The 22,183-nt window shown below is 70.1% G+C and carries 16 protein-coding genes, 1 pseudogene and 1 riboswitch; of the genes and pseudogenes, 3 read left to right on the top strand and 14 right to left on the bottom strand.

The genetic code is table 11. The features are described from left to right. Position 1: 1 nt before the first annotated feature. The 3 genes from CU254_RS13365 to CU254_RS13355 all read left to right on the top strand — a co-directional run bounded on the left by CU254_RS13365 (position 2) and on the right by CU254_RS13355 (position 4,466). The gene (locus CU254_RS13365) at positions 2-2,050 is read left to right on the top strand and encodes a transglycosylase domain-containing protein (protein WP_078560775.1); all 2,049 of its coding nucleotides are present in this window, start codon (positions 2-4) and stop codon (positions 2,048-2,050) included. Positions 2,051-2,234: 184 nt separating this feature from the next. Continuing rightward, a complete protein-coding gene (locus tag CU254_RS13360; RefSeq protein WP_009076446.1) occupies positions 2,235-2,654 on the top strand; it encodes a contact-dependent growth inhibition system immunity protein in 420 nt (139 codons plus the stop codon). Positions 2,655-2,852: 198 nt separating this feature from the next. Continuing rightward, positions 2,853-4,466: an AMP-binding protein gene (locus tag CU254_RS13355; protein ID WP_037717079.1), complete on the top strand. Its 1,614-nt coding sequence runs from the start codon at positions 2,853-2,855 to the stop codon at positions 4,464-4,466. A gap of 527 nt (positions 4,467-4,993) precedes the next feature. On the opposite strand, the gene CU254_RS13350 is transcribed toward CU254_RS13355, so the two are convergent. From CU254_RS13350 to CU254_RS13285, 14 genes and pseudogenes are all read right to left on the bottom strand, one after another. Further along, the gene (locus CU254_RS13350; protein WP_009076443.1) at positions 4,994-5,401 is read right to left on the bottom strand and encodes an ATP-binding protein; all 408 of its coding nucleotides are present in this window, start codon (positions 5,399-5,401) and stop codon (positions 4,994-4,996) included. Positions 5,402-5,403: 2 nt separating this feature from the next. Continuing rightward, positions 5,404-5,778 (bottom strand): STAS domain-containing protein, encoded by a 375-nt coding sequence (locus CU254_RS13345; protein WP_050788423.1) that lies wholly within the window; start codon positions 5,776-5,778, stop codon positions 5,404-5,406. Positions 5,779-6,321: 543 nt separating this feature from the next. Beyond that, the gene (locus tag CU254_RS13340) at positions 6,322-7,917 is read right to left on the bottom strand and encodes an FMN-binding glutamate synthase family protein (RefSeq protein ID WP_234392823.1); all 1,596 of its coding nucleotides are present in this window, start codon (positions 7,915-7,917) and stop codon (positions 6,322-6,324) included. A gap of 199 nt (positions 7,918-8,116) precedes the next feature. After that, entirely contained in the window at positions 8,117-11,722 is a 3,606-nt protein-coding gene (gene metH, locus CU254_RS13335; protein ID WP_009076432.1) for a methionine synthase, read from the bottom strand. 17 nt (positions 11,723-11,739) lie between these two features. Beyond that, positions 11,740-11,818: riboswitch (S-adenosyl-L-homocysteine riboswitch) on the bottom strand. A 44-nt stretch (positions 11,819-11,862) separates the two neighbouring features. Beyond that, positions 11,863-12,465 (bottom strand): maleylpyruvate isomerase N-terminal domain-containing protein, encoded by a 603-nt coding sequence (locus CU254_RS13330; RefSeq protein WP_009076430.1) that lies wholly within the window; start codon positions 12,463-12,465, stop codon positions 11,863-11,865. Positions 12,466-12,469: 4 nt separating this feature from the next. Next, the gene (locus CU254_RS13325; RefSeq protein ID WP_199785895.1) at positions 12,470-13,840 is read right to left on the bottom strand and encodes a carboxylesterase/lipase family protein; all 1,371 of its coding nucleotides are present in this window, start codon (positions 13,838-13,840) and stop codon (positions 12,470-12,472) included. 251 nt (positions 13,841-14,091) lie between these two features. Beyond that, positions 14,092-14,853 (bottom strand): annotated as a pseudogene (locus tag CU254_RS13320) (lysylphosphatidylglycerol synthase domain-containing protein); the annotation flags it as partial. Further along, positions 14,853-15,869: a glycosyltransferase family 4 protein gene (locus CU254_RS13315; RefSeq protein WP_009076427.1), complete on the bottom strand. Its 1,017-nt coding sequence runs from the start codon at positions 15,867-15,869 to the stop codon at positions 14,853-14,855. The pseudogene CU254_RS13320 and the gene CU254_RS13315, both read right to left, overlap by 1 nt. 47 nt (positions 15,870-15,916) lie before the next feature. Beyond that, positions 15,917-16,756 (bottom strand): aldo/keto reductase, encoded by an 840-nt coding sequence (locus CU254_RS13310; RefSeq protein ID WP_009076426.1) that lies wholly within the window; start codon positions 16,754-16,756, stop codon positions 15,917-15,919. 43 nt (positions 16,757-16,799) lie between these two features. Beyond that, complete coding sequence (locus CU254_RS42990) at positions 16,800-17,135, bottom strand: STAS domain-containing protein (protein WP_009076424.1); 336 nt, start codon at positions 17,133-17,135, stop codon at positions 16,800-16,802. A gap of 668 nt (positions 17,136-17,803) precedes the next feature. Next, positions 17,804-18,217 carry an SsgA family sporulation/cell division regulator gene (locus CU254_RS13300; RefSeq protein ID WP_009076422.1) on the bottom strand — a complete coding sequence of 138 codons (414 nt, stop codon included), beginning with the start codon at positions 18,215-18,217 and terminating at the stop codon, positions 17,804-17,806. A 377-nt stretch (positions 18,218-18,594) separates the two neighbouring features. Next, entirely contained in the window at positions 18,595-18,888 is a 294-nt protein-coding gene (locus CU254_RS13295; protein ID WP_009076420.1) for a DUF4190 domain-containing protein, read from the bottom strand. A gap of 874 nt (positions 18,889-19,762) precedes the next feature. Continuing rightward, positions 19,763-21,169, bottom strand: coding sequence for an L-fucose/L-arabinose isomerase family protein (locus CU254_RS13290; protein ID WP_009076418.1), 1,407 nt, complete (start codon positions 21,167-21,169; stop codon positions 19,763-19,765). A 4-nt stretch (positions 21,170-21,173) separates the two neighbouring features. Then, positions 21,174-22,175 carry a substrate-binding domain-containing protein gene (locus tag CU254_RS13285; protein WP_009076417.1) on the bottom strand — a complete coding sequence of 334 codons (1,002 nt, stop codon included), beginning with the start codon at positions 22,173-22,175 and terminating at the stop codon, positions 21,174-21,176. Positions 22,176-22,183: the final 8 nt, after the last annotated feature.

Raw genomic sequence — 22,183 nt, 5'->3', positions numbered from 1 at the left:
GATGGCCCCGGTCGCGATCGGGGCCGGCGTGCTGTCCAACCAGGTCAGCGATTCGGTCGACGCCATCTCCGCCGATCTCGTGCACGCGGAGCCGCCGCTCGTCACCACGGTCACCGACCGGAACGGCGGGACGATCGCGACTTTGTACTCGCAGTACCGCATTCCGGTCACCGCGGCGCAGATCTCCCCGGCGATGAAAGCCGCGATCGTCGACATCGAGGACCGCCGGTTCTACAGCGAGGGCGGCGTCGACCCGCAGGGCATGCTGCGCGCCGCGGTGCACAACAGCTCCGGCGGAAACCTGCAGGGCGCGTCCACTTTGACGCAGCAATACGTGAAGAACTACCTCGTGAACGTTGTGGATCGCAACAACAAGGCGGCGCAGCAACGGGATCAGGAGGATTCGCTGGCGCGCAAGCTGCGCGAGGCGAAAATGGCGGTGCAACTGAGCCAGACCGTGTCGAAGGACGACATCCTGGCCGACTACCTGAACGTGGTCGAGTACACCGGAACCGTGTACGGCGTCGGAGCCGCCGCGCAGGCGTACTTCGGGACGACGGCGGACAAACTGACCGTGCCGCAGGCCGCGCTGCTCGCCGGGATGGTGAACAACCCCAACATCTACAACCCGTACACGCATCCGGACAAGGCGCTCCAACGGCGCAATCTGGTGATCGACGCGATGGTGGCGGCGCGGTCGATCCCGGCGTCCTACGGGGAGACCGCGAAGGCGACCCCGCTGGGCCTCAGCGGTCCGCGGCCGCAGGCCCCGTCGAGCACCTGTCTCGGCGCGGCTCCCGACGCCGGGTTCTTCTGCGCGTACGCGGTGCACTATCTCGTGCAGTCCGGGCTCACCGCCGACCAGATCGACACCGGCGGGTACACCGTGAAAACGACCATGGACCCGCACGTGAGCCAGGTGGCGAAGGACGCGGTGGACGCGAACGTGCCGACCACGCAGGACGGCGTCGCCAACACGTTCGCGGTCGTGCAGCCCGGCAGCGACGGGCACCAGGTGCTCGCGATGGTCGCGAACCGCAATTACGGCACCGATCCCGACCAGGGCGAGACGTCCACGAACATCGTCGCCGACGCGAGCAACAAGTTCGGCGCGGGCTCGTCGTTCAAGATCTTCACCTCGGCCGCCGCGATGGTCACCGGGAAGGCGGGGCTGAACACGCCGCTGCCGAACCCGTACAGCGATTGTTTCAACCCGCCCAACATGAACCGGTACACGCACTGCTATCCGGTGAGCAACGACGGCACGAGCTATCCGAACCCGATCTCGCTGGCCGCCGGCCTGGCGACGTCGCCGAACGTCGCGTTCGTCGGGCTGGAGGCGCAGGTCGGCATGCCCGCGGTGCTGGACATGGCGCGGAAACTGGGCCTGCGCAACACCATGGCGACCAACGACGCGGGCACCAAGCCGATCACCGACCCGTCCGATCCCCGGTCGAAAAACCCGCAGTACAACGAGCCGCAGTCGCAGTATTTCCAGAACCTGCTGTCGTTCACGCTGGGCAACAGCCCGGTCAGCCCGCTGGAAATGGCGAACGTCTCGGCCACCCTGATGAGCGGCGGCATGTGGTGCCCGCCCGACCCGATCCTGTCCGTCACCGACCGCTACGGCCAGCCGGTGTCGCTGCATCGGCAGGCGTGCGAGCAGGTGATCCCGCCCGGCGTCGCGAACACGCTGGAGGCGGGCCTGAGCCAGGACACCACCACCGGCACGTCGGCCCGCGCGGCCCAGGCGGCCGGCTGGACCCACCCGGATATCGGCAAGACCGGAACCACGCAGGAAAGCGAATCCGTCGCGTTCGTCGGCGGAGTCGACCACTACGCGGTGTCCTCCATGGTCTTCGCCGACGGACCCCACCCCCAGGAAATCTGCCCCGGCAACCCAGTCCACCTGGGCGACTGCGGCCACGGCGCCTTCGGCGGCACGGTCGCCGCGCCGCCGTACTTCGCCGCGATGAACCAGCTCCTGGCCGGGCAGCCGGACGTCCCGATCCCGCCCCCGGACCCGGCTTATCTGGACGCCCACGCCTGAGCCGCCGGGGTTCCGTGCGGGGAACGCTGATTCGCTCCGGTTCCCCGCACGGACGACTTGCCAACCTCCGATACCCGCCGATCCGCCCCAAGCACCCAGCCGCTGGCCACCGGATCCGGCACATCCGGACGGCCGCCTCGCGGTGCCTGCCGATGCAATCCTCGCCGGAACGAGGTGATCACCCATGTCCCGACGACCCGACCGGTCCGCGCAGTCGCTGCAGCAGATCGAAAACTCCGACTGGGGCGATCCGCCCGCCGACGCGACCCGGCTGATCGCGACCGTGCATCGCTTGCGGCGCAAGCCCATCGGCCTGCTCACCGCCGAGGACCTCCGCCTCCTGCTCGGCCAGCACGTCGGCGTGCCGTTCCTCGTGCCGCGCGCGCTGGCCATGCTGGAGCAGGACCCGCTCTGCGAAGGCGACCTCTACCCCGGCGACCTGCTCGCGTCGACGCTGCGTGTCCCGGTCTCGCATTGGCGAGCCAACCACGACCACCTCGACCGGCTCGAACGCGTCCTCGCCGCGATCGACCCCGCCACCGAAGACTTCGACCGCCTCCTCCGCAAGCCGATCGCCGCCTTCCGCGAAAAGCTCCGCGCCTGACCGACTCCAGCACGGCGGCCCGCCCCCAGAACTTCGCCCCGCCGCTGGGGTCGGCTTCCCCACGATCCACCGCGCCCCGTCCCGACTGCGCTGCGTGCCCCCGCGAGTGCCGTCCGATGTTGCGTCTTCCTGACGATCGTAAAACGTATTACAGTAGCTGGACGCGTGAATGGCCGTCGTCTGAATTGGGGGCACGTGGTGCAGCTCCAGCCGAGTGCGCATGTCGACACGTTCTGCCGGGACCACCTCCCGCCGTTCGAGCAGTGGCCGCAGCTGTGGTTCGACCTGCCCGAACTGCAGTACCCCGACCGCCTCAACGCGGCCACGCGGCTGCTCGACGACACGATCGCGCGCTGGGGCGCGGACCGTCCCGCGCTGCTCTCCCCCACCGAATCCTGGTCCTACGGCGACCTGCTGACCCGCGCCAACCAGATCGCCCACGAACTCACCGCGCAGGGCGTCGTGCCCGGAAACCGCGTGCTGCTGCGCGGGCCGAACACCCCGTGGCTAGCCGCGTGCTGGCTCGGCGTCCTGAAGGCGGGCGCAGTCGCCGTCGCCACGATGCCGATGCTGCGCGCGCACGAGCTGTCGAAAATCATCGAAGCGAGCACGCCCGTCATCGCCCTCTGCGACCACCGCTACCCCGAAGAACTGCAGCCCTTCGACCTCCCCCTGGTCCCGTACGGCGGCGACAGCTCCGACGACCTCGCCGCCCGCTGCGCGACCCGCCCCGGGACCTTCGAAGACGTCGACACCGCCGCGGACGACGTCGCCCTTCTCGCCTTCACCTCCGGCACCACCGGCCGTCCCAAGGCGACCATGCATTTCCACCGCGACCTGCTCGCGATCGCCGACACGTTCTCCCGGCACCTGGTCAAACCCCGGGAAACCGACCTGTTCTGCGGCACTCCCCCGCTGGCATTCACCTTCGGCCTCGGCGGCCTGCTGGTCTTCCCGCTGCACGCCGGCGCCGCGACGCTGCTCATCGAGCGCGCCACCCCGACCGAACTCGCCGACCTCGTCGCCGAACATCACGTGACGGTCCTGTTCACCGCGCCCACCGCGTACCGCGCGATCCTGGCCTCCGACCGCCGCCCGCTGCTGTCCGGCTTGCGCCGCGCGGTGTCGGCGGGCGAGGCGCTGCCAGAATCCGTCGCGACCGACTTCCACGAGGCGACCGGCCACTGGCTCATCGACGGCATCGGCAGCACCGAAATGCTGCACGTCTTCATCTCGGCCGCCGACGAGGACGCCCGCCCCGGAGCGACCGGCCGCGTCGTACCCGGCTACCGCGCGCGAATCGTCGACGACAACGGCCGCCCCGTCCCCGACGGCACCCCCGGCCGCCTGGCCGTCCAAGGCCCGACCGGCTGCCGCTACCTGGCCGACGACCGCCAAACCGTCTTCGTCGAGGACGGCTGGAACCTCACCGGCGACACGTACGTCCGCGACTCCGACGGCTACTTCCACTACCGCGCCCGCAGCGACGACATGATCGTCTCGTCCGGTTACAACATCGCCGGCCCCGAGGTGGAGGAAGTGCTGCTGCGCCACCCGGATGTCCTGGAATGCGCGGTCGTCGCCGCCCCCGACGACGCGCGGGGTTCGATCGTCGCCGCTTACGTGGTCCTCAACGAGGGCGTTCCCGCCGACGACGCGAAAGTGAAGGAACTGCAGGACTTCGCCAAATCCCTTGCCGCACCGTACAAATACCCGCGGCGAGTGGAGTTCATCCCGGACCTGCCCCGCAACCCGAGCGGGAAAGTCCAGCGATACCTGCTGCGCCGCCGAGCCGCGGAACCGGTGAGCTGAGTTCCGCCGCGCCGCTCATGCCGGGGTGTTCGGCCCACAGGAGCCGTCGCATCGGCAGCCGGAAGTCACCGAACCCGTGAGCTGCGCTCGGCGCACCCGCCAACCCGGCTCGGCCACTGTGCCGCAGTGGCTGAGCCGGTTAAAGCTTCCAGTCCGCCATGACCACCGCGACGCTCATGCCGGGATTGGCAGCTCGTATGAACCGTCGCGCCGGCGGGCTGAAGTCCGGGGCACACTCGTGTCCAAGCGAGCAACCGCTTGCCGCCCCAACCAACGCAGCAGTGAACCGCTCTCAACCGACCGCGCGCACCGCACCGCAGCGAGCGAACCGGTCAGCGCTTCCAGCCCAGCATGATCACCGTGACGATCACGCCGGGATGGTAGGCCCGCATGAGCCGTCGCATTAGCAGCCTGAAGCGCTGGGACTCCCGGCCCCACGCGGTCGGCGGGAGCAGCCGCTGACCGCACTAGCCAATGCAGCAGTTAGCCACTCTCAGCCGACCGCGACCACCACGAACGGGACCCGGTCAGAGCTTCCAGCCCAGCGTGACCACCGTGCCGTCCGCGCTGGTGCGTACCTCTGCCCGGTCCGCCGTCGCCTGCACGAGCAGCAGCCCGCGTCCGCGGACCGACACCGGGTCGTCCTCGATTTCGTCCGGCGGGCGCCATTCCCCGTGGTCGGCGATCACGACCTCGACGCTGTCCGACCGGCACACCGCGTCGAGGTCGACCAGCCCGGGCTCCCCCGGGTACGCGTGGTCCGCGACGTTCGCCAGCGCCTCGTACCCGGCCAGCACGATGTCGTGCGCGCGATCGTCCGGAATGCCCGACTCCAGCGCCCAAGCCAGCAACCGGTGCCGCAGCGCGCGCAGCGCCCCCGGTTCGGCCACGATCCCGTGGCAGCTCAGCGCGCGGGTGCCCTCCTGCACGTCCATCGTCAACCGCCCGCGCCGGCGACCCCGGCCAGTGCCTGGTCGACCGAGGGGAACAGCGCGATCCACTCGTCGAGGCCGGTGGTCGTGAACGGCCGCGAGGTGACCGTGGATGTGCTCACGACCCGCAACGCGCCCGCGTCGAGCTTGCGGTGCGCGCCTGCCAGCACTTGCAGCCCGGACGAGCTGAGAAAATCGACCGCGCGCAGGTCGACCACCAGCACGCCGGGCTCGCGTTCGAGCACCCCGCCCACGAACTCGCCCAGTTCCGGCGCGGTGACCAGGTCGATCTCCCCGCCCACGGTCACGACCGCGGCCGGTCCCCGCCACCGGACGGATACCTCGAGGTCGCCCGCGTCCTGCCCGTCTCCCGAAGCCACGATCACCGATCGTGCCCGATCACCGGACGGATCGCCAGTGGACACCCGGTCGGCGGCGCCGCGAGCCCTCCGCCCGGCCGCCCGCCCGCTCCGCCATCAGCGGGTCCGGCGGGGGCCAGCCGCCGAGAACGGCACGTCAAGCCGGGAACCCGGCCGACGGCAACCACCGCCGGGCCACCAACCGGCCGAGAAGAGGCCATCCGCAGAAACAGCACGCCAAGCCCGGAACCCGGCCGGCACCCCGCCACGAACAGCCAGCCCGACAGAGACTGGTCGCAGACAACCGAGCACCAAGCCCAGAACCCACCTCCGCCCACAGCGAATCCGACTGAGGCTGGTCGCGGACAACCGAGCGTCAAGCCGGGAATCCGGTCGGCCGCCCCCGCCGCGGCAGCCCTCGGAGCACGCAGGCAACCCGGCCGCCTCTCCGCCCAGTTGGCTTCAGCGATCTCCTCGATCCGCGTGCCACAACGGGCGGCAGGGAGCCGTGGTGCGCGTGCGAAGGCCTTCCCTGAATCCGCCGACGGCCAGCACCGTCCGCGGTCAAGCGAACCGATCCGGATCAGCCGCCGCCCACTCTGCCGCCCACTCCCGAGGCGGCTCCGCCAGCAACTGACCGGGCTCCAGCCAGTCGTACCACTCCGCGTACGACAGCACCGTCCGCGCATCCACCCGCCGACGCAGCAACTGCGGCGACAACTCCGACGGATCCGAAACCCCCATCGCCGCCATGATGCGCAGCGCCGACGCGACCGTAGCCTCCTGATACCGCCGCACCCGCTCGGTCTTGTCCGCTACGTCCAGCGCCCGCCCCCGGCGCGGATCCTGCGTCGCGACCCCGACCGGGCACTTGTTCGTGTGGCACCGCTGAGACTGGATGCACCCCACCGCGAACATCATCGCCCGCGCGGCGTTCGTGTAGTCCGCGCCCTGGATGAGGCGCTTCACGACGTCCGCGCCGGTCGCGACTTTCCCGCTCGCCCCCAGGCGGACCCGGTCCCGCAGTCCGGTGCCGACGAGTGCGTTGTGGACAATGTGCAGACCTTCGGTCAGCGGCGTGCCAAGGTGATCCGCGAACTCCAGCGGAGCCGCGCCAGTGCCGCCCTCCGCGCCGTCGACCACGATGAAGTCCGGCGTGACCCCTTCGGCCAGCATCGCCTTGCACACGGCCAGCACCTGCACCCGCGAGCCGACGCAGAGCTTGAACCCGGTCGGCTTCCCGCCCGCCAGCTCGCGCATCCGGGCAATGAACCGCACCAGTTCCCGCGGCGTCGAGAACACGCGGTGATACGGCGGGGAAACCACCGTTTCGCCCGCCGGAACCTCGCGCACCCGGGCGATTTCCGCGTTCACCTTCGAACCCGGAAGCACTCCGCCCATCCCGGGTTTCGCGCCTTGCGAGAGTTTCAACGAAACACATTTAACCGCGTCGTGCGCGGCTTTGTCGGCGAAAGCGGACGGGTCGAAATCTCCGTCCGAGGTGCGGCAGCCGAAGTAGCCGGTGCCGATCTCCCAGATCAGGTCGCCGCCGCCCCGCAGGTGGTACTCCGAGAGGCCGCCCTCGCCGGTGTCGTGCGCGAAACCGCCGCGGGCGGCACCTTGGTTCAGCGCGAGGATCGCGTTGCTGGACAAGGACCCGAAGCTCATCGCCGAAACGTTGAGCAACGCCATGTCGTACGGCCGAGTACAGTCCGGCCCGCCGACCCGGACTCGCGGCGCGTGCTCCGGAACCGACACCGGCGCCAGTGACGGGACGAGGAATTCGTATCCCTCGGCGTACACGTCGCGCTCGGTGCCGAATGGTTCTTCCGCGGCCGTTCCTTTGGCGCGTTGGTAGACAATGGACCGGACGTCGCGATCGTACGGGCGGCCGTCGAAGTTGCGTTCCACAAAGTACTGCTGCAATTCCGGCCGGATGCTTTCGAGCAGAAACCGCAGATGTCCGAGGACCGGATAGTTCCGCAGCACCGAATGCCGCCGCTGGATCACGTCGTACACCCCGGTCGCCGCGAGCACCAGCAACGGCGCCGCCAGGAACCACCACCAGGCCGAGACCGCCACGCTGACCGCTGCCGCCGCGGCCGCGAGGAGGACCAGCGCCGCGACCAGTCCGATTCGGACCACACTGAGTCTTGCCACGGCGTCGAAACTAGCCCCCGCCGCCCACCCTCGCAGGTCGGCCAGACCAGCGCGGGCTTCGCGACTGCCGCAGCCGAGCGCGGCGGCCCGCCACCACTGCTACCGGAACTGCCGTGAGGGGAACCATGAGGGACTCAGAGTCCCTCATGGTTCCCCTCATGGACCAGACCCGGCGCACAACGCCGACGGAACCACGCGATCAGTAAGCCAGATTCGGCCGCAGCCACCGCTCCACTTCGGACAGCTCCTCGCCGCGCCGACGGGCGTAGTCCTCCATCTGGTCGCGCCCGAGGCGGCCGACCGTGAAGTACCGCGATTCCGGATGCGCGAAGATCAGCCCGCTCACCGCCGCGGCGGGCGTCATCGCGTACGACTCGGTCAGCCCGATCCCCAGTTCCTCGGCGCCCAGCAGCTCGAACAGGTCCTTCTTCTCGCTGTGGTCCGGGCTCGCCGGGTAGCCGAGCGCCGGGCGGATGCCGCGGAAGCGTTCCGCGTGCAGGTCCGCCAGGTCCGGCTGCACGTCCGGCTCGAACCAGCGCCGGCGCGCCTCCAGGTGCAGGTACTCGGCGAACGCCTCGGCCAGCCGGTCGGCCAGCGCCTTCACCATGATCGCCCGGTAGTCGTCGTGCTCGGCCTCGTAGCGGGCGGCCAGGTCCTCCGCGCCGTGGATGGCGACGGCGAATCCGCCCAGGTGGTCGCCGGAACCGGCGGGGGCGATGTAGTCGGCGAGGCACCGGTTCGCGCGGCCGTCCGGCTTCTGCGTCTGCTGGCGCAGCATCGGGAACTTCCAGTCCGAGTACTCGCCGTCGAGCAGGATGTCGTCGCCCTCGGAATGGGCGGGCCAGAACGCGTACGCGCCGCGTGCGCTGAACGAGCCGTTCTCGATGATCTCGTCCAGCAGCTGGTTCGCGTCGTCGAACAGCTCGCGCGCGACCGGCTGGTCGAGGATCGCCGGGTACTTGCCCTTGAGTTCCCAGGCCAGGAACAGGAACTGCCAGTCGATCATCTCGCGCAGCTGCGGGATCGACGGCTCGACCACCCGCACGCCGGTGAACTCCGGCGTCGGGATCTCGTCGAACGACACCTTCTCGGCGTTCGCCCGAGCCTGTTCGACCGTCAGCATCGGCGTCGAGTGCCGGTTTTCGTGCTGGATCCGCAGCCGCTGCTGTTCGGCGCGGTTGGCGGTGTCCAGCGCGTCCGCGCGGTCGGTGTCGAGCAGGTCGGACACCACGCCGACCACCCGCGACGCGTCGAGCACGTGCACGGTCGTGTGGTCGTACGCCGGGGCGATCTTGACCGCGGTGTGCTGCTTCGACGTGGTGGCGCCGCCGATCAGCAGCGGCAGCTTCAGCCCGCGCCGCTGCATTTCCTGCGCGACCGACACCATCTCGTCCAGCGACGGCGTGATCAGCCCGGACAGGCCGACGACGTCCGCGTGCTCGGCCACCGCGGTGTCGAGGATCTTCGCCGCGGGCACCATCACGCCGAGGTCGATCACCTCGTAGTTGTTGCAGCCCAGCACGACGCCGACGATGTTCTTGCCGATGTCGTGCACGTCGCCCTTCACCGTGGCGAGCACGACCTTGCCGTTGCCGCGCGAGGTGTCGAAGCGGCCCTCGGCCTGCATTTTGGCCTTCTCCGCCTCCATGTAGGGCTCGAGATAGGCCACCGAACGCTTCATCACCCGCGCGCTCTTCACGACCTGCGGCAGGAACATCTTCCCGGAGCCGAACAGGTCGCCGACGATCTTCATGCCGTCCATCAGCGGGCCTTCGATCACCTCGAGCGGCCGGGCGAACTGCTGCCGGGCCTCCTCGGTGTCGTCCTCGATGAAGTCGACGATGCCGTGCACCAGCGCGTGCGAAAGCCGTTCCGCCACCGGGTTTTCCCGCCAGGACAGGTCGACGACGCGCTTGGTGCCGCTGCCCTTGACCGTCTCGGCGAACTCCACGAGCCGGTCGGTGGCGTCCGGACGGCGGTCGAACAGGACGTCCTCGACCAGTTCCAGCAGGTCCTTCGGGATGTCCTCGTACACCGCGAGCTGGCCGGCGTTGACGATGCCCATGTCGAGCCCGGCGCGCACGGCGTGGAACAGGAACGCCGAGTGCATCGCCTCGCGCACGACGTTGTTGCCGCGGAAGGAGAACGACAGGTTCGAGATGCCGCCGGAGGCGTGCGCGCCCGGACAGCGCTCCTTGATCAGCGGCAGCGCCTCGATGAACGCCTTCGCGTACCCGTTGTGCTCGCTGATGCCGGTGGCGACGGCGAGCACGTTCGGGTCGAAAATGATGTCCTCGCCCGCGAAACCCGCCTGCGTGGTGAGCAGATCGTAGGCGCGGGAACAGATTTCGACCTTGCGCTCGACCGTGTCGGCCTGGCCCTTCTCGTCGAAGGCCATCACCACGACGCCGGCGCCGTAGTCGTGGATGCGCCGGGCCTGCTCCAGGAACGGGCCCTCGCCCTCCTTGAGGCTGATCGAGTTGACCACGCCCTTGCCCTGCACGCAGCGCAGGCCGGCCTCCAGCACGCTCCAGCGCGAGCTGTCGATCATCACCGGGATGCGCGCGACCTCGGGCTCGGTGGCGATGAGGTTGAGGAACGTCGTCATTTCCCGCTCGGATTCGAGCAGGTCGGCGTCGAAGTTGACGTCGAGCAGGTTCGCGCCGCCGCGGACCTGCTCCAGCGCGACGTCCACCGCCGCCTGGTGGTCGCCCGCCTCGATCAGCCTGCGGAACTTCGCCGAGCCGGTCACGTTGGTGCGCTCGCCGATCATCACGAACCCGGTGTCCGCGCCGATCTTGAACGGCTCGAGCCCGGAGAACCGCGTGCTCGGCTCGTGCGCGGGCACCGGCCGCGGCGGAAGGCCCTTGACGGCCTCGGCGATCTTCGCGATGTGCGCGGGCGAGGTCCCGCAGCAGCCGCCGACGATGTTGACCATCCCGGCCCCGGCGAACTCGCCGAGCATGCCGCCGGTCTCCTCGGGCGTCTGGTCGTAGCCGCCGAACGCGTTGGGCAGGCCCGCGTTCGGGTGGCACGCGGTGTAGGTGTCGGCGAGTTTCGCCAGTTCCTCCACGTGCGGGCGCATTTCCTCGGCGCCGAGCGAGCAGTTGACGCCGACGATCAGCGGGCGCGCGTGCGCGATGGAGGTCCAGAACGCCTCGACGGTCTGGCCGGACAGCGTGCGCCCGGACAGGTCGACGATGGTCACCGAAATCCACAGCGGCAGGTGCGGCGCGACCTCGCGGGCCGCGGTGATCGCGGCCTTGCAGTTGAGGGTGTCGAAGATCGTCTCGATCAGCAGCAGGTCGACGCCGCCGTCGGCGAGCGCCTTGGTCTGCTCGGCGTACGAGGCTTTGACCTCTTCGTAGGTGACCGCGCGGAACGCCGGGTCCTCGACGCGCGGCGACAGCGACAGCGTGACGTTCAGCGGGCCGATCGACCCGGCCACGAAGCGGTTTTCGAACTCGTCCGCGGCCTGGCGCGCGAGTTCCGCGGCGCGCAGGTTCATCTCGCGCACGCGGTCCTGCAGGCCGTAGTCGGCCTGGCCGATGCTGGTGGCGGTGAACGTGTTGGTGGTGGTGATGTCCGCGCCCGCGGCCAGGTACTGGCGGTGCACGTCGAGCACGACGTCCGGCCGCGTGAGGTTCAGCAGGTCCGGGTCGCCGGTGACGTCCTTCTCGTGCCCTTCGAGCCAGTCCGCCCGGTAGTCCTCGGGAGCGAGACCGGCGCCCTGCAGCATCGTCCCCCAGGCCCCGTCGAGCACGACGACGCGCTGGTCGAGCAGGTTCCGCAGGTTCTGGGTCATCGCCACCTCCGCATGAGTCCACGGAGGCGCCCTTGGGAATGGTGGTGCCGGCCGAGCGTGGCGGACCACCGGTCCGTTGCAGCGCCTCTCGACCTGGTGGTCAAGACTACCGGATGTGACCATCCCGCGGGCAGGAGTGTTCACTCCTCGGGAATCGAGCGGTCCTCGAGCGGGCTTCCCCGCCACTTCCAGCCGGTCCGCCGCGGTCGTCCGGGCAGGGCGATCCGGCCCGCGCACCAGCGCAGCGCGTCCCAAGCGTCGGGAACCGGCTCCTGCTCGGGGAAAAGCCGCGCGACAACGCGCGCGCAGACGTCGCGCGGCGGGTCGATCGAGGCGCCGAGGCCCTGTGCGAGGTCGTCTCCGTGCAGCAGCAGTTCCACGCAGCCCATCGCGGCGAAACCGGCCGGATCGGAGCGGCCGGTCGGGTGGTAGGCGCGCTCGTCCGGCTGGCTGCTCCGTACTGCGGCAGCGAGCAAACGCCCGCCGGTGAGGGCGAATTCGAGCAGTTCGGCCGGGGACGCGTCGGTGTCGGCTTTGGCGAGGAAGCGCACGTACCGGTCGGACGGGCGGCTCACGACTTGCGCGGCGTAGGACAGGAGCGTGTCGCCCAGGTGCTCTGCGGTGTAACGGCAATCCCACTCGAGGTCGCCCGCCGGACGGGTCCAGTCGCCGCCGGTGACGGGTTCCAGAGCGGCGGAGACGCAGGTGAGGGATTCGTCGAGGTCTTCGGCGCGCACGGTCATCCGGTCAGCGTAGAGAAGCCCAGAACCCGCAGTGGTGGTCTTGGGCGAATCCGGTCAGCGGCTGCGAACCGCCCGGCCGGTACGCGACCGCCTGCCCGGTCGGGGCGCCGCGGACGAAGGCCGTCCAGTCGTCCACCATCCGGTCCGCCAGCCGCTGCTGCGCCGGGGTGAATGTGGTTGGCTGGTCGGCGAAATCGAACAGGTACGGCAGCTCCGCGGTGTGCGTGGCCCCGAGCGGGAAGGGTGCCCGCAAAGCGGCCGCGGCCGGAGAGGTCGGATCGTTGAACTCGTACCTCGACACGGACGGGAGCGAGCTGCCCAGCTTCGCCGCCGGGCAGGCGAACGCCGAATCGGTGACCGCCGCCGCGTACGCCAGCGATGCGTTGCCGCTGAACGCATCCACCGGGTACTCGCGAGCGACCGCGTCGGCGTGCGGGAAGACGTTCGCCAGGGCTTGCGGGTAGCCGTGCCGCGTGACCTCGCGACCGGCCGCCGCCTGCTCGGCGAGGAAATACGTGAACTCGTCGTGCGTCGTGCCCAGCAGGACCGGCATCGGAGTCGCGGGAACCTTCCCGGGCAGCACCGAACCGCCGGTGACCGGGCCCGGCATCTCGATGCCCGCGATCGACCCGTACGCCGGTGCGGTCAGGAGCTTCCCGACCGGCAACGCCCGCAGGCATTCCGCCGCGGTCCGGCGGTCGGCGCAGCCGCGCGCGGCGGTGTACTCGACGCTCTTGCTTTCCGCGGCGGGCAGCGTCGCCTGCGCCTGGCAGGGTCCGCTTTGGATGATCGCGGCGCGGAACAGCCCGCGCGAGCCGGGGGCGACGAGGTGGTCGCACACCGACATCCCGCCCGCGGACTCCCCGGCGATCGTCACCTGGTTCGGGTCTCCGCCGAAGGATTCGATGTTGTCGCGCACCCACAGCAGGGCCTGCTGCTGGTCGAGGAAGCCGTAGTTGCCCGGTTCCGGGCCCAGCGACGGGTCGGCCAGGAAGCCGAGCGCGCCGAGCCGGTAGTTGAGCGTGACCACCACCGCGTCGCCGCGGTCGACCAGCCGGGCAGCGCCGTAGCGGTCGCCGCCGCCGCTGAGGAACGCGCCGCCGTGCAGCCACACCAGGACCGGCCGCCCGGTCTCGCCGACCGGCGGCGTCCAGACGTTGAGATAAAGGCAGTCTTCGCTGGTCAGGGCTCCGTCGGCGGCCTGCGGACAGCGGGGCCCTGGTTTCGTGGCGTCCCGCTCCCCCGCCCAGGGGTCGACCGGGGCGGGCGGCTGCCAGCGCCGCTCGCCGACGGGTGCGGCCGCGTACGGGATGCCCTGGAAGAGCCGGTGACCGGGAGCGACACTGCCGCGGACGGCACCGGCTGCGGCGTGCACGACGTCGCCTGCCCGGCTGCTCGCCGCGTCCGAAGCCGCGCAGGCCGGCGCGGCCAGAACGAGACCGACGGCCAGCGCCGCGAGCCACCGTCGCCGAATCCCCCGAAAAGCCGCCGCCACCGGCCGGACGATACCGGCCGCGCGTCCGGGCCCGGCCGCCGGATCATGCGGCGGAGCACGAGAACCGCGCCGCCGGGCAGCGTCGAGACCAAGCCGAGCACGCCGTAGCCCACCGCGACCGTCACGCCCTGCTCCGCGCCCAGCCCGGCGGCGGCGAACGACACCGCCGCGGCGCCCTCGCGCGGGCCGAACCCGCCGACGTTCAACGGCATCCCCATCGCCAGCAGCGCGAGCACCAGCAACGGCAGCAGGACGGTCAGCGGCGCGGTGGCCCCGGCCGCGCGGGCAGCGACGACGAACAGCGTCAGATGCCCGGCCACCGCCAGCAGGGACCAGCCGGTGACGCCGGGCCACGCTTCGAGCACGCCGGTCCGAATGTCGGCTGCCCAGACGCGACGCAGCCGTTGCCGGACCGCCACCGCGACGACGACCAGGGCCACGAGCACGATTCCCAGGCAGATCAGCACCTGCCGCGGCAGCAGCTCCGGCCGGAAAACGACGACGGCCAATCCGGCGACCACCACCAGGGTCTGTCCGGCGGCGCGTTCGAGCACGACGGCCCGGACGCCGCGGCCGACGTCGCCGGAGCGTCGGCCGTGCTGGACCGCGCGGTGGACGTCGCCGAGGACGCCAGCGGGGAGGACGCCGTTGAGGAATTGCGCGCCGTAGTAGTCGCCGACGGCTTCCCGGAACGGCAGGTGCAGGCCGAGCCGAGCCGCGACCAGCCGCCAGCGGGCGGCGCTCGCGAGCGTGGTCACGACGCCGATGACCAGGGCTATCGCGATCGGTCCCGGCCCCAGCGCGCGCAGACCGCCGGCGAACGCCCCGGTGCCGAGCCGCCACCACAGCGCGGCGACGAGCGCGGCCCCGGCCAGCAAACGCAGCCACCGCATCAATCCACCGCCAAGATTTCGCGCAACCGGCCCGCCGCGGCGGCCCACCCCTCCAGCGTGTTCGCCCGCGCCGCAGCCGCAGCACGGAGCCGTTTCCGCAGTTCAGGGTCGTCACGCCAGCTTCGCAGCGCGACGGCCAACGCTGCTGCGTCGCCGGGCGGGACGAGGAGGCCGGGGCGCTCGCCGTCCGGGGCGCGGCCGAGGGCGTCGGGTACGCCGCCGACGTCCGAGGCGAGCACCGGGATGCCGCGGGCGAGCGCCTCCGTGACGACCATGCCGTACGTCTCGGCGTGCGAGGGCAGGACCAGCAAGTCGGCCCGGTGGTACGCGGCTTCTAGCTCTTCCCCGTCGAGCGGACCGGTGAAGCGAGCGCGGGGATGGCTCAAGCTGTTGGCGTAGGCCGGATTTCGGGTGCGCGAGCCGACGAAGTCCACCTTGAGTCCGTCTACTTCGGACAATGCGTTCAGGAGGATGTCCTGTCCCTTGCGCGGGGTCACCGCGGCGACGCAGATCAGCTGCGACACTCCGTCGGTTCCGGGCGCCGGGGGCGCCGGATCGGTCCCGGGCGGTGCGATGTGGACGGTGGCGAGGCCATGGCGCTTCTCGACCGCGCGGGCGGCGGCCGGGCTGGTGACGACGACCTGGCGCGCGAGGTGGAGCGTCTTCCGCTCGCGGGCGTCGAGATCAGCGGCGCGCTGCGGGTCCAGGCCGGTTTCGTCGGCCAGCGGCAGGTGCACGAGAACGGCCAGGCCGAGGCGGTCCGCGTGCGGGGCGAGGACGTCGGGCACTCCGCAGGCGACCAGGCCGTCGAGCAGCACTTCCGCCCCGTCCGGGACCTCGGCCAGGACCTGGTCCAGCTGCTTTTTCGCTCCGTCGTCCGGGTCCGGCCAGGCCCCGTCGACCGGCCGCAGCCGCACCGGCAGGTGCTCGGCGACACGGCGGTCGTAGGTGTTGCCGCCGCTGGGCACGCTGCGGTCGCCGACGTCGCCGGGCACTACGAAACAGGACAGTCGCACGCTGCCTCCCTCCTCAAAGGAGACAACGGGCGACGGGGCGATCTGGTTCAGCCTTCGAAGGTGTCCGGGTCGAAGCCGGTGCGGCGGCCCTCGTCGAGGCCGCTGAGGACGTCGAGGTCGCCGTCGCTGAGGGAGAAGTCGAAGATGTCGATGTTCTCCCGCATCCGCTTCGGCGACGACGACTTCGGGAAGACGACGTTGCCGAGCTGGATGTGCCAGCGCAGCACGATCTGGGCCGGTGTCTTGCCGTGTTTCTCGGCCAGTTCGGCCAGCAGCGGGTCTTCGAGCACCTCGCCTTGGGCCAGCGGGCTCCACGCCTCGGTCACGATGCCGTGTGCCTCGTGGTAGGCGCGCAGTTCCGGTTGCTGCAGCGCGGGATGCAGTTCGATCTGGTTGACCGCGGGCACCGTCGCCGACTCCTCGGCCAGCCGTTCCAGGTGCGGGATCTGGAAGTTGGACACCCCGATCGCCCGGGCCTTCCCGGCGCGGTGCAGCTCCTCGAAGCCGTGCCAGGTGGCGACGTAGCGGTCCTGTTTCGGCAGCGGCCAGTGGATCAGGTAGAGGTCGACGTAGTCCAGGCCGAGCCGCTGCAGGCTGCCCTCCATCGCGTTGATCGCGTTGTCGTGGCCCTGCGCGTCGTTCGCCAGCTTTGTGGTGACGAAGATTTCTTCGCGAGGTACGCCCGAATCGCGGATGCCCTCGCCGACGCCTTCCTCGTTGCGGTACATCTGCGCGGTGTCGAGGTGCCGGTACCCGGCTTCCAGCGCTTCGCGCACCGCCGATGCGGTGTCCTCGGGCGGGATCTGGAAGACGCCCAGGCCGAACTGCGGAATCCGGACGCCGTTGTTGAGTTCGAGCTGCGGAACGCGGTTCGTCTCAGTCGTCATGTCGGCGGCCTACCCGTGCGCGGCAGTCGTGAAACTCGCTCGATCAGGCAGCGACCGCGTCGCGGACGCCCAGGATTTCGTCCGCGCCGGTCACGGCGAGACACCGGCGGACCGCGTGCGCTTCTCCGGCCACGACACTGAAATCGGGGATCCGTTCGTGCGCGTCGAGCAGAACGCGAACACCCGCGCAGCTCAAAAAAGCGACGCCGGACAGATCGACGACGACCGGCCCGGCCAACGGCGCGAGGGCCGCCGCGAAAACGTGCGCGGTAGCCGCGTCGAGGTCCCCGACCGGCGCGACGTGGATCGCGTCGGTCCGCCTCTCCGCGCGGATGGTCAATTCCATCGGCGCGGTGACGCCGGGAAGGTGGAGAGTCATGGGTTTGCGCTCCTTTCGCAGAGACCTGCTTGGGGCGCTGACCGCAGTATGGGTGCGACAACAGCCAACACTCGAAACCGTACGCGTTCTCCGAGTGCGGTCAACCCGGGTGACCACGAGGTTCACCCCCGCGGCGCGAGAGTCCGCCTGTTCGGGGGCCTCCGGGCGGGGGTGCGGTGACCGGGTTGTGCTGCTGGTGCGTCTTGTTGGCAGGGTGCCGGTTTTTCGGTGCGGGGCCGGGGGTTCGTTCATCGGGCGTTCACCCGGGGGCACCTGTTCGGGGGATGCCGGTTCTTGACGGGCCGCGTTACGGAATGGCGAGACGGCCCAGAACTGGGACGCAATCGCCTGGACCCGAGTGCGTACTCGACCGGGTTCGCCGCCTTTGTCGGCGCGGCTCAACGGCTTGTGATTGGCTTGGCCCGCCCGGCGAGCGTCGGCACCATCCCTTGAGGCAGCGAGCCTGCTGCCGGTCACCGACGCTGGGCTGCCTCTCCTTCGCGACGGGGCCTATTATCCGACCGACTCGTGATCGAGCCTCACTCGAGAGCGCTTCATACAGCGAGCCTGAACCTGTTCGCCGAAGCGGCTTCGGCAGGGCCACAGCAGGCGACGCGCGGCGGAACTTCCGGCCGCTCTCGCGACCGGCCGGAGTCCATTGTGGACTGTCAGTCGCGGAGGGCGAGCTTCGCGAGTTCCACGTCGAAGTCGAAGCAACGGTCTTCGGAGCCGACTGGAACCTCGTCGTAGGTGCGGTCGAGGAAGTCGGCGAGTTCGTTCGCCGCCGCCTCCAGCACCGCGGACCCGTCCGGCGCGTTCAGCTCCACGAGCACCCGGCTGTCGTCGGCCGCGGGGCGCACCTGGACGTCGCCGTCGCCCGCGGGGGCGAGCAGGCCGTCGGCGAGAAGGTCGCGCCCGAACAGCCAGCGCACGACGCCGCCGCCGGCGTGGTAGCCGACCGACACCGCGAACGGATCCGCCGGGTCGTATTCCAAATCGGCGCGCACCGGCAGCGGGACGGACCCGAACGTGCGCAGCCCGAAGATGATCGTCGCGCGGACGACCTGCGGTTCGGTTTCCACGACGGCGCCTCCTTCGTTACCCGGTCGCGAACCTGTCCGGACCGAAGTGAATGTTTCTCAATAAGTAACGCGCCGTAAGAGCCTAAGCTGCCCGACCGAGCAGATTTCACTCCAACGGTGGAGATCTACGTCTCAGTTGGCTACGCAAGGGCAGCATTGACAGCAGGATCGGGCAGGGTGCCCTTCGGCGGCCGAGCAGCTTGACGGCAGCCCCGACCTGCGAAAACGGACCACCACGATCGGGGGACCGGACGGGCTCGGCTCGGCTCGCCGAGATCGCGGCTGTCCCGATAACGATGGGGAAACTCGCCCCGCCGAATCAGTTCAAGACGGAACGACGACGCGGTTGGCGACGACCGCCGAATTTCCCCGCGGATTCAGTGCGCCGTCGCCATCCCGACGAGCCGGACCGCCGCGAGAGCGAACGCCAGGTACCCGAGCACCAAAGCCGCGACCGAACGACCGCGACCGGCCCGACGCATTCCGACATGACCGAAAACGATCGCCAGCAGGGGCAAGATCAACGGCCCCAGCACCGTGACCGGTTCGTAGTAGAGCGCGTCGCCGAAACTGCGGCTGCGGGCGGAGAAGGACCCGAGGAACGCGAGCCAGCTGACGATGCTGAGCACCAGCGCAGTGGTGGCTGCCCTGGTCGACGGCTGTTCACCCATGCCGCGAAGCTAGCCAACCGGGGCGGGACCGGTCCCCGTTCGCTCCGCCGGAGCCGGTGAGGCAGCCGGAATCCGATTGCTCGCCCGCATCAAACGAGACATCCGCACTCCGCAATCGGCATCGAGTCCGGCCGGCGTCGGTCCAATCCGGCCTCGCCGCCTCAACCTGCCTGACCTCACGCAGCACTCCGGTCCGCATGGCACCGCACCGCCCTCGTCGGTCGAGCGTGCCCGCACCGAGCCCCTCGCGCCCCGCCTAGCACGCGCGAATCGCTCCGGCATGGCCACACCACTCAAGCGCACCCGCACTAGGCCCGACATTTCGCCGCCGAGCGGGCCTACCTCACTCAATCCAGGCGCACCGCTCCGCGCCGCTCGCACGCACCTGGGCTTCGTCTTGAGCGCGCCCCCAACAAGCTCCGCGCACCACCCAGCGCGCCCACTTCACTCAAATCAGCCAACCGCCACTCCGCCAGCCCGCCTCGTCCAAGGGCACCCACCACACCCGCCCAGCACGCCAGCATCGAGCCGCGGCGCGCATCGCGGTAAGCCGCCCCACAACGATTCGACCCGCCCAGCACGACGCAGCGCATCGAGCCGCACTCCGACCGCCAACGGCTCGCCCCAGGCAGGCACATCAAGGCAGCCGAAACCCAAGGCACCCCGGCACCGTTCAGCCGCTCAGCATTCAGCTGTTCAACCGGCCAGCGGCTCCGCTCCTCCGCCTCCGCACCCAACCCCGCCGTCCGCAGTTCCCTCCGGCGGCCGCCCGTCACCGTTCAGCCGCTCACCCGGGCAAGGACTCCGCCTCCGCCCGCGCTCCCCAGCCACCCCACTCCGGCGGCCGCCCAGCACCGTTCAGCCGCCCACCCGATCAACGACCCCACTCCTCCACCCGCACCCCCATCAACCCAGCCGCCGCCCGTAGTTCCCTTCGGCGGTCACCCGGCACCGCATGGACGTGGTTCGCCCCGAAACGCGACAGGAACGTTTCCGAAGCCACCTCCAGGCGCGCGAACGCGTGCGGCCACTCCGGCGTCGACCGGGACACCAGGGCCTCCGTCGTCCGCTCGTCGTAGTTCTCGAACTCCCCCAGCACCAACTGCAAGCGGTACTCCCCGTCCAACCGGCTCAGCCGCGCCAAGGTCATCCGGCCGGGGGCGGCGATGTGCTGCACCGAGGCACCGCCCGCGGGGAAGAAGAAGACCTCGGGGTACAGGTGCACGCGGGCCAGGTTCTCCGCCGGATCCTCGCTCCGCGCGGCGAACCACGTCGCGTGCTGGCCGGAGTTGCAGAGATCCCACACGTCCCGATCGGGATGGTAGTGCCGGACGTCCGCGAAAAGCACTGGCGTGCCGGTGATCCGGTGCATCAGCTGCATGGTCAGCGCACCGTCCATGTCCGCTTCCGTGGCGGTGACGTGCACGGCTTTAGGACCGTTCCAGTCGTAGGGATCGTTGAGCAGGGCCTCGGCGACATCGGCGGTCGCAAAGTGCTCGGTCAGCTCCGGTTGTGCTTTGATCCCCGAGAAATCCAGGTGCCGCTCGGCAGCGACATCGCGCACAGCAAGGTAAAGACGCAGTTGGCGTTCCAATAATTCCGGCGTGAGCCGATCTCCATCATAGTGCACCGTGGCGTGCTGTTCCAACCATTTCCGGCCGTGGACAGCTTCGGCGGAACCGCCGGATTCGGCGCGGCGGACCAGTTCGTACTGGTCGATTTCCTCGACGTCCACCCCGAATTGGCGCATCCACTGGTCGGTATTGGCCACCGCCGTGTTCATGCCCATCGGCCGCCCCCCGAAGCGGCCGAAGGTCGAACCTCGCAGGGTGCCCACGGCCGCGGCGGCGCTCGCGTGGGCGCCGACTTCCGCGATCAGTTCGGGGTCGGACGGCGCGCCCCACAAACGGGTGTGCGTGCGGCCGATCTGGTCGAGCGCGCCCCCGGCGGCGAGCATTCCGACCAGGCCGGGCTCGGTCGGGTCGGTGCTCGCGACCAGCAGCAACGGGCCTGGGGTCGCGTCCGCGGCCAGCATGGTGAAATGCGGAAACGCCCACACCGCGTAGTACAGCACCGTCACGTCCACCGAACTCGCGGCGACCGAGCGCGCGGCCGCGGTGGCGGTCGTGTTCGTGGCGACCAAGCCGCCGGTGACGACGTCGTGGCCCGCCGCGGTCAGCGCGGCGGTGAACTCGTCCACTTTGGACCGGATGAAGCCGGTGTTCCGCCGGTGCACGTGGTCGCGCCCGTCGGAGACGGCGAGGACACCGATTCGCGCCATAGGGTCAGCTCCGGTTCAGTTCGGCGTAGACCTGGGCCGCGTTGTCGCGCGTCACCAGGCGGGTCGGCAAGGTCTGCGTTTTGGGCACGGTCTGGCAGTCGACGAGCAGTTTCTTGGCCGCCGCAACGGCTTCCTTGCCGCCGGTGGGATAAATGAACGTCGCGGACAGCCGTCCGGCCTCCACCGCCTTGATGCCGCCTTCGGGCACGGGCAGGCCGTCGATGCCGACGATCGGCAGGTCCGCGCGGCCCGCGTTCTGCGCGGCGATGCGCGCGCCCTCGGCCATCGGGTCGTTCTCCGAGAACATCGCCTGCGCGTCCGGATGCGCCTTCAGCAACGCGTCCGCCTGCTGTTGTCCCTTGTCCCGCAACCAATCCGCGTCCGCGGTGCCCACGACGGTGATATTGCGGTCCGTGATGCCCTCGTTGAATCCGTCGCTGCGTTCCTTGGCCGGAGTCGACCCGGCGAGACCCTTCAGCTCGACGACTTTCCCGCCGTGCGGCAGCAATTTCCCGGCGACGAACTTGCCCGCCTGCCTGCCGATGTCCACATTGTCCGCGCCGATGAACGACGTGTATCCGTCGCCGTCGACCTTCCGGTCCAGCACCAGCACCGGAATCCCCTGGTCGTACGCCTTCTTCACGACCCCGGTCAGCGGCGTCGCCTCGTTCGGGCTGATGATCAGCAGGTCGATCCCCTGGGTCAGGAAAGTATTGACCTGCTCGACCTGTTTCGCGTTGTCCTGCGCGGCGTCCGCGTAACTGACGCTGAATTGCGGCACCCCGGCCGCGGCCTTGCGGATGTCGCCGTCCATCCGCACGCGATACGGTTCGGCGAGATTCGCCTGGCTCATCCCGATTTTGTATTTCCCGCTCGGACCGCGGCATTGTTTCGCGGCCGGCGCGGTGCCCGACGACGCGCCCGGCGCGTTCTCGTGGGTGGTGCCGCACGCAGCGACGAGGGCCAGCCCCGCCAAGACTGCTCCGCCGCGGAGGATGCCGGACATTGCGCCTC

The organism is Amycolatopsis sp. AA4 (assembly GCF_002796545.1).
In the GTDB taxonomy this organism is placed as follows: Bacteria; Actinomycetota; Actinomycetes; order Mycobacteriales; family Pseudonocardiaceae; genus Amycolatopsis.
This window is presented reverse-complemented; position numbering and strand designations above follow the sequence as displayed.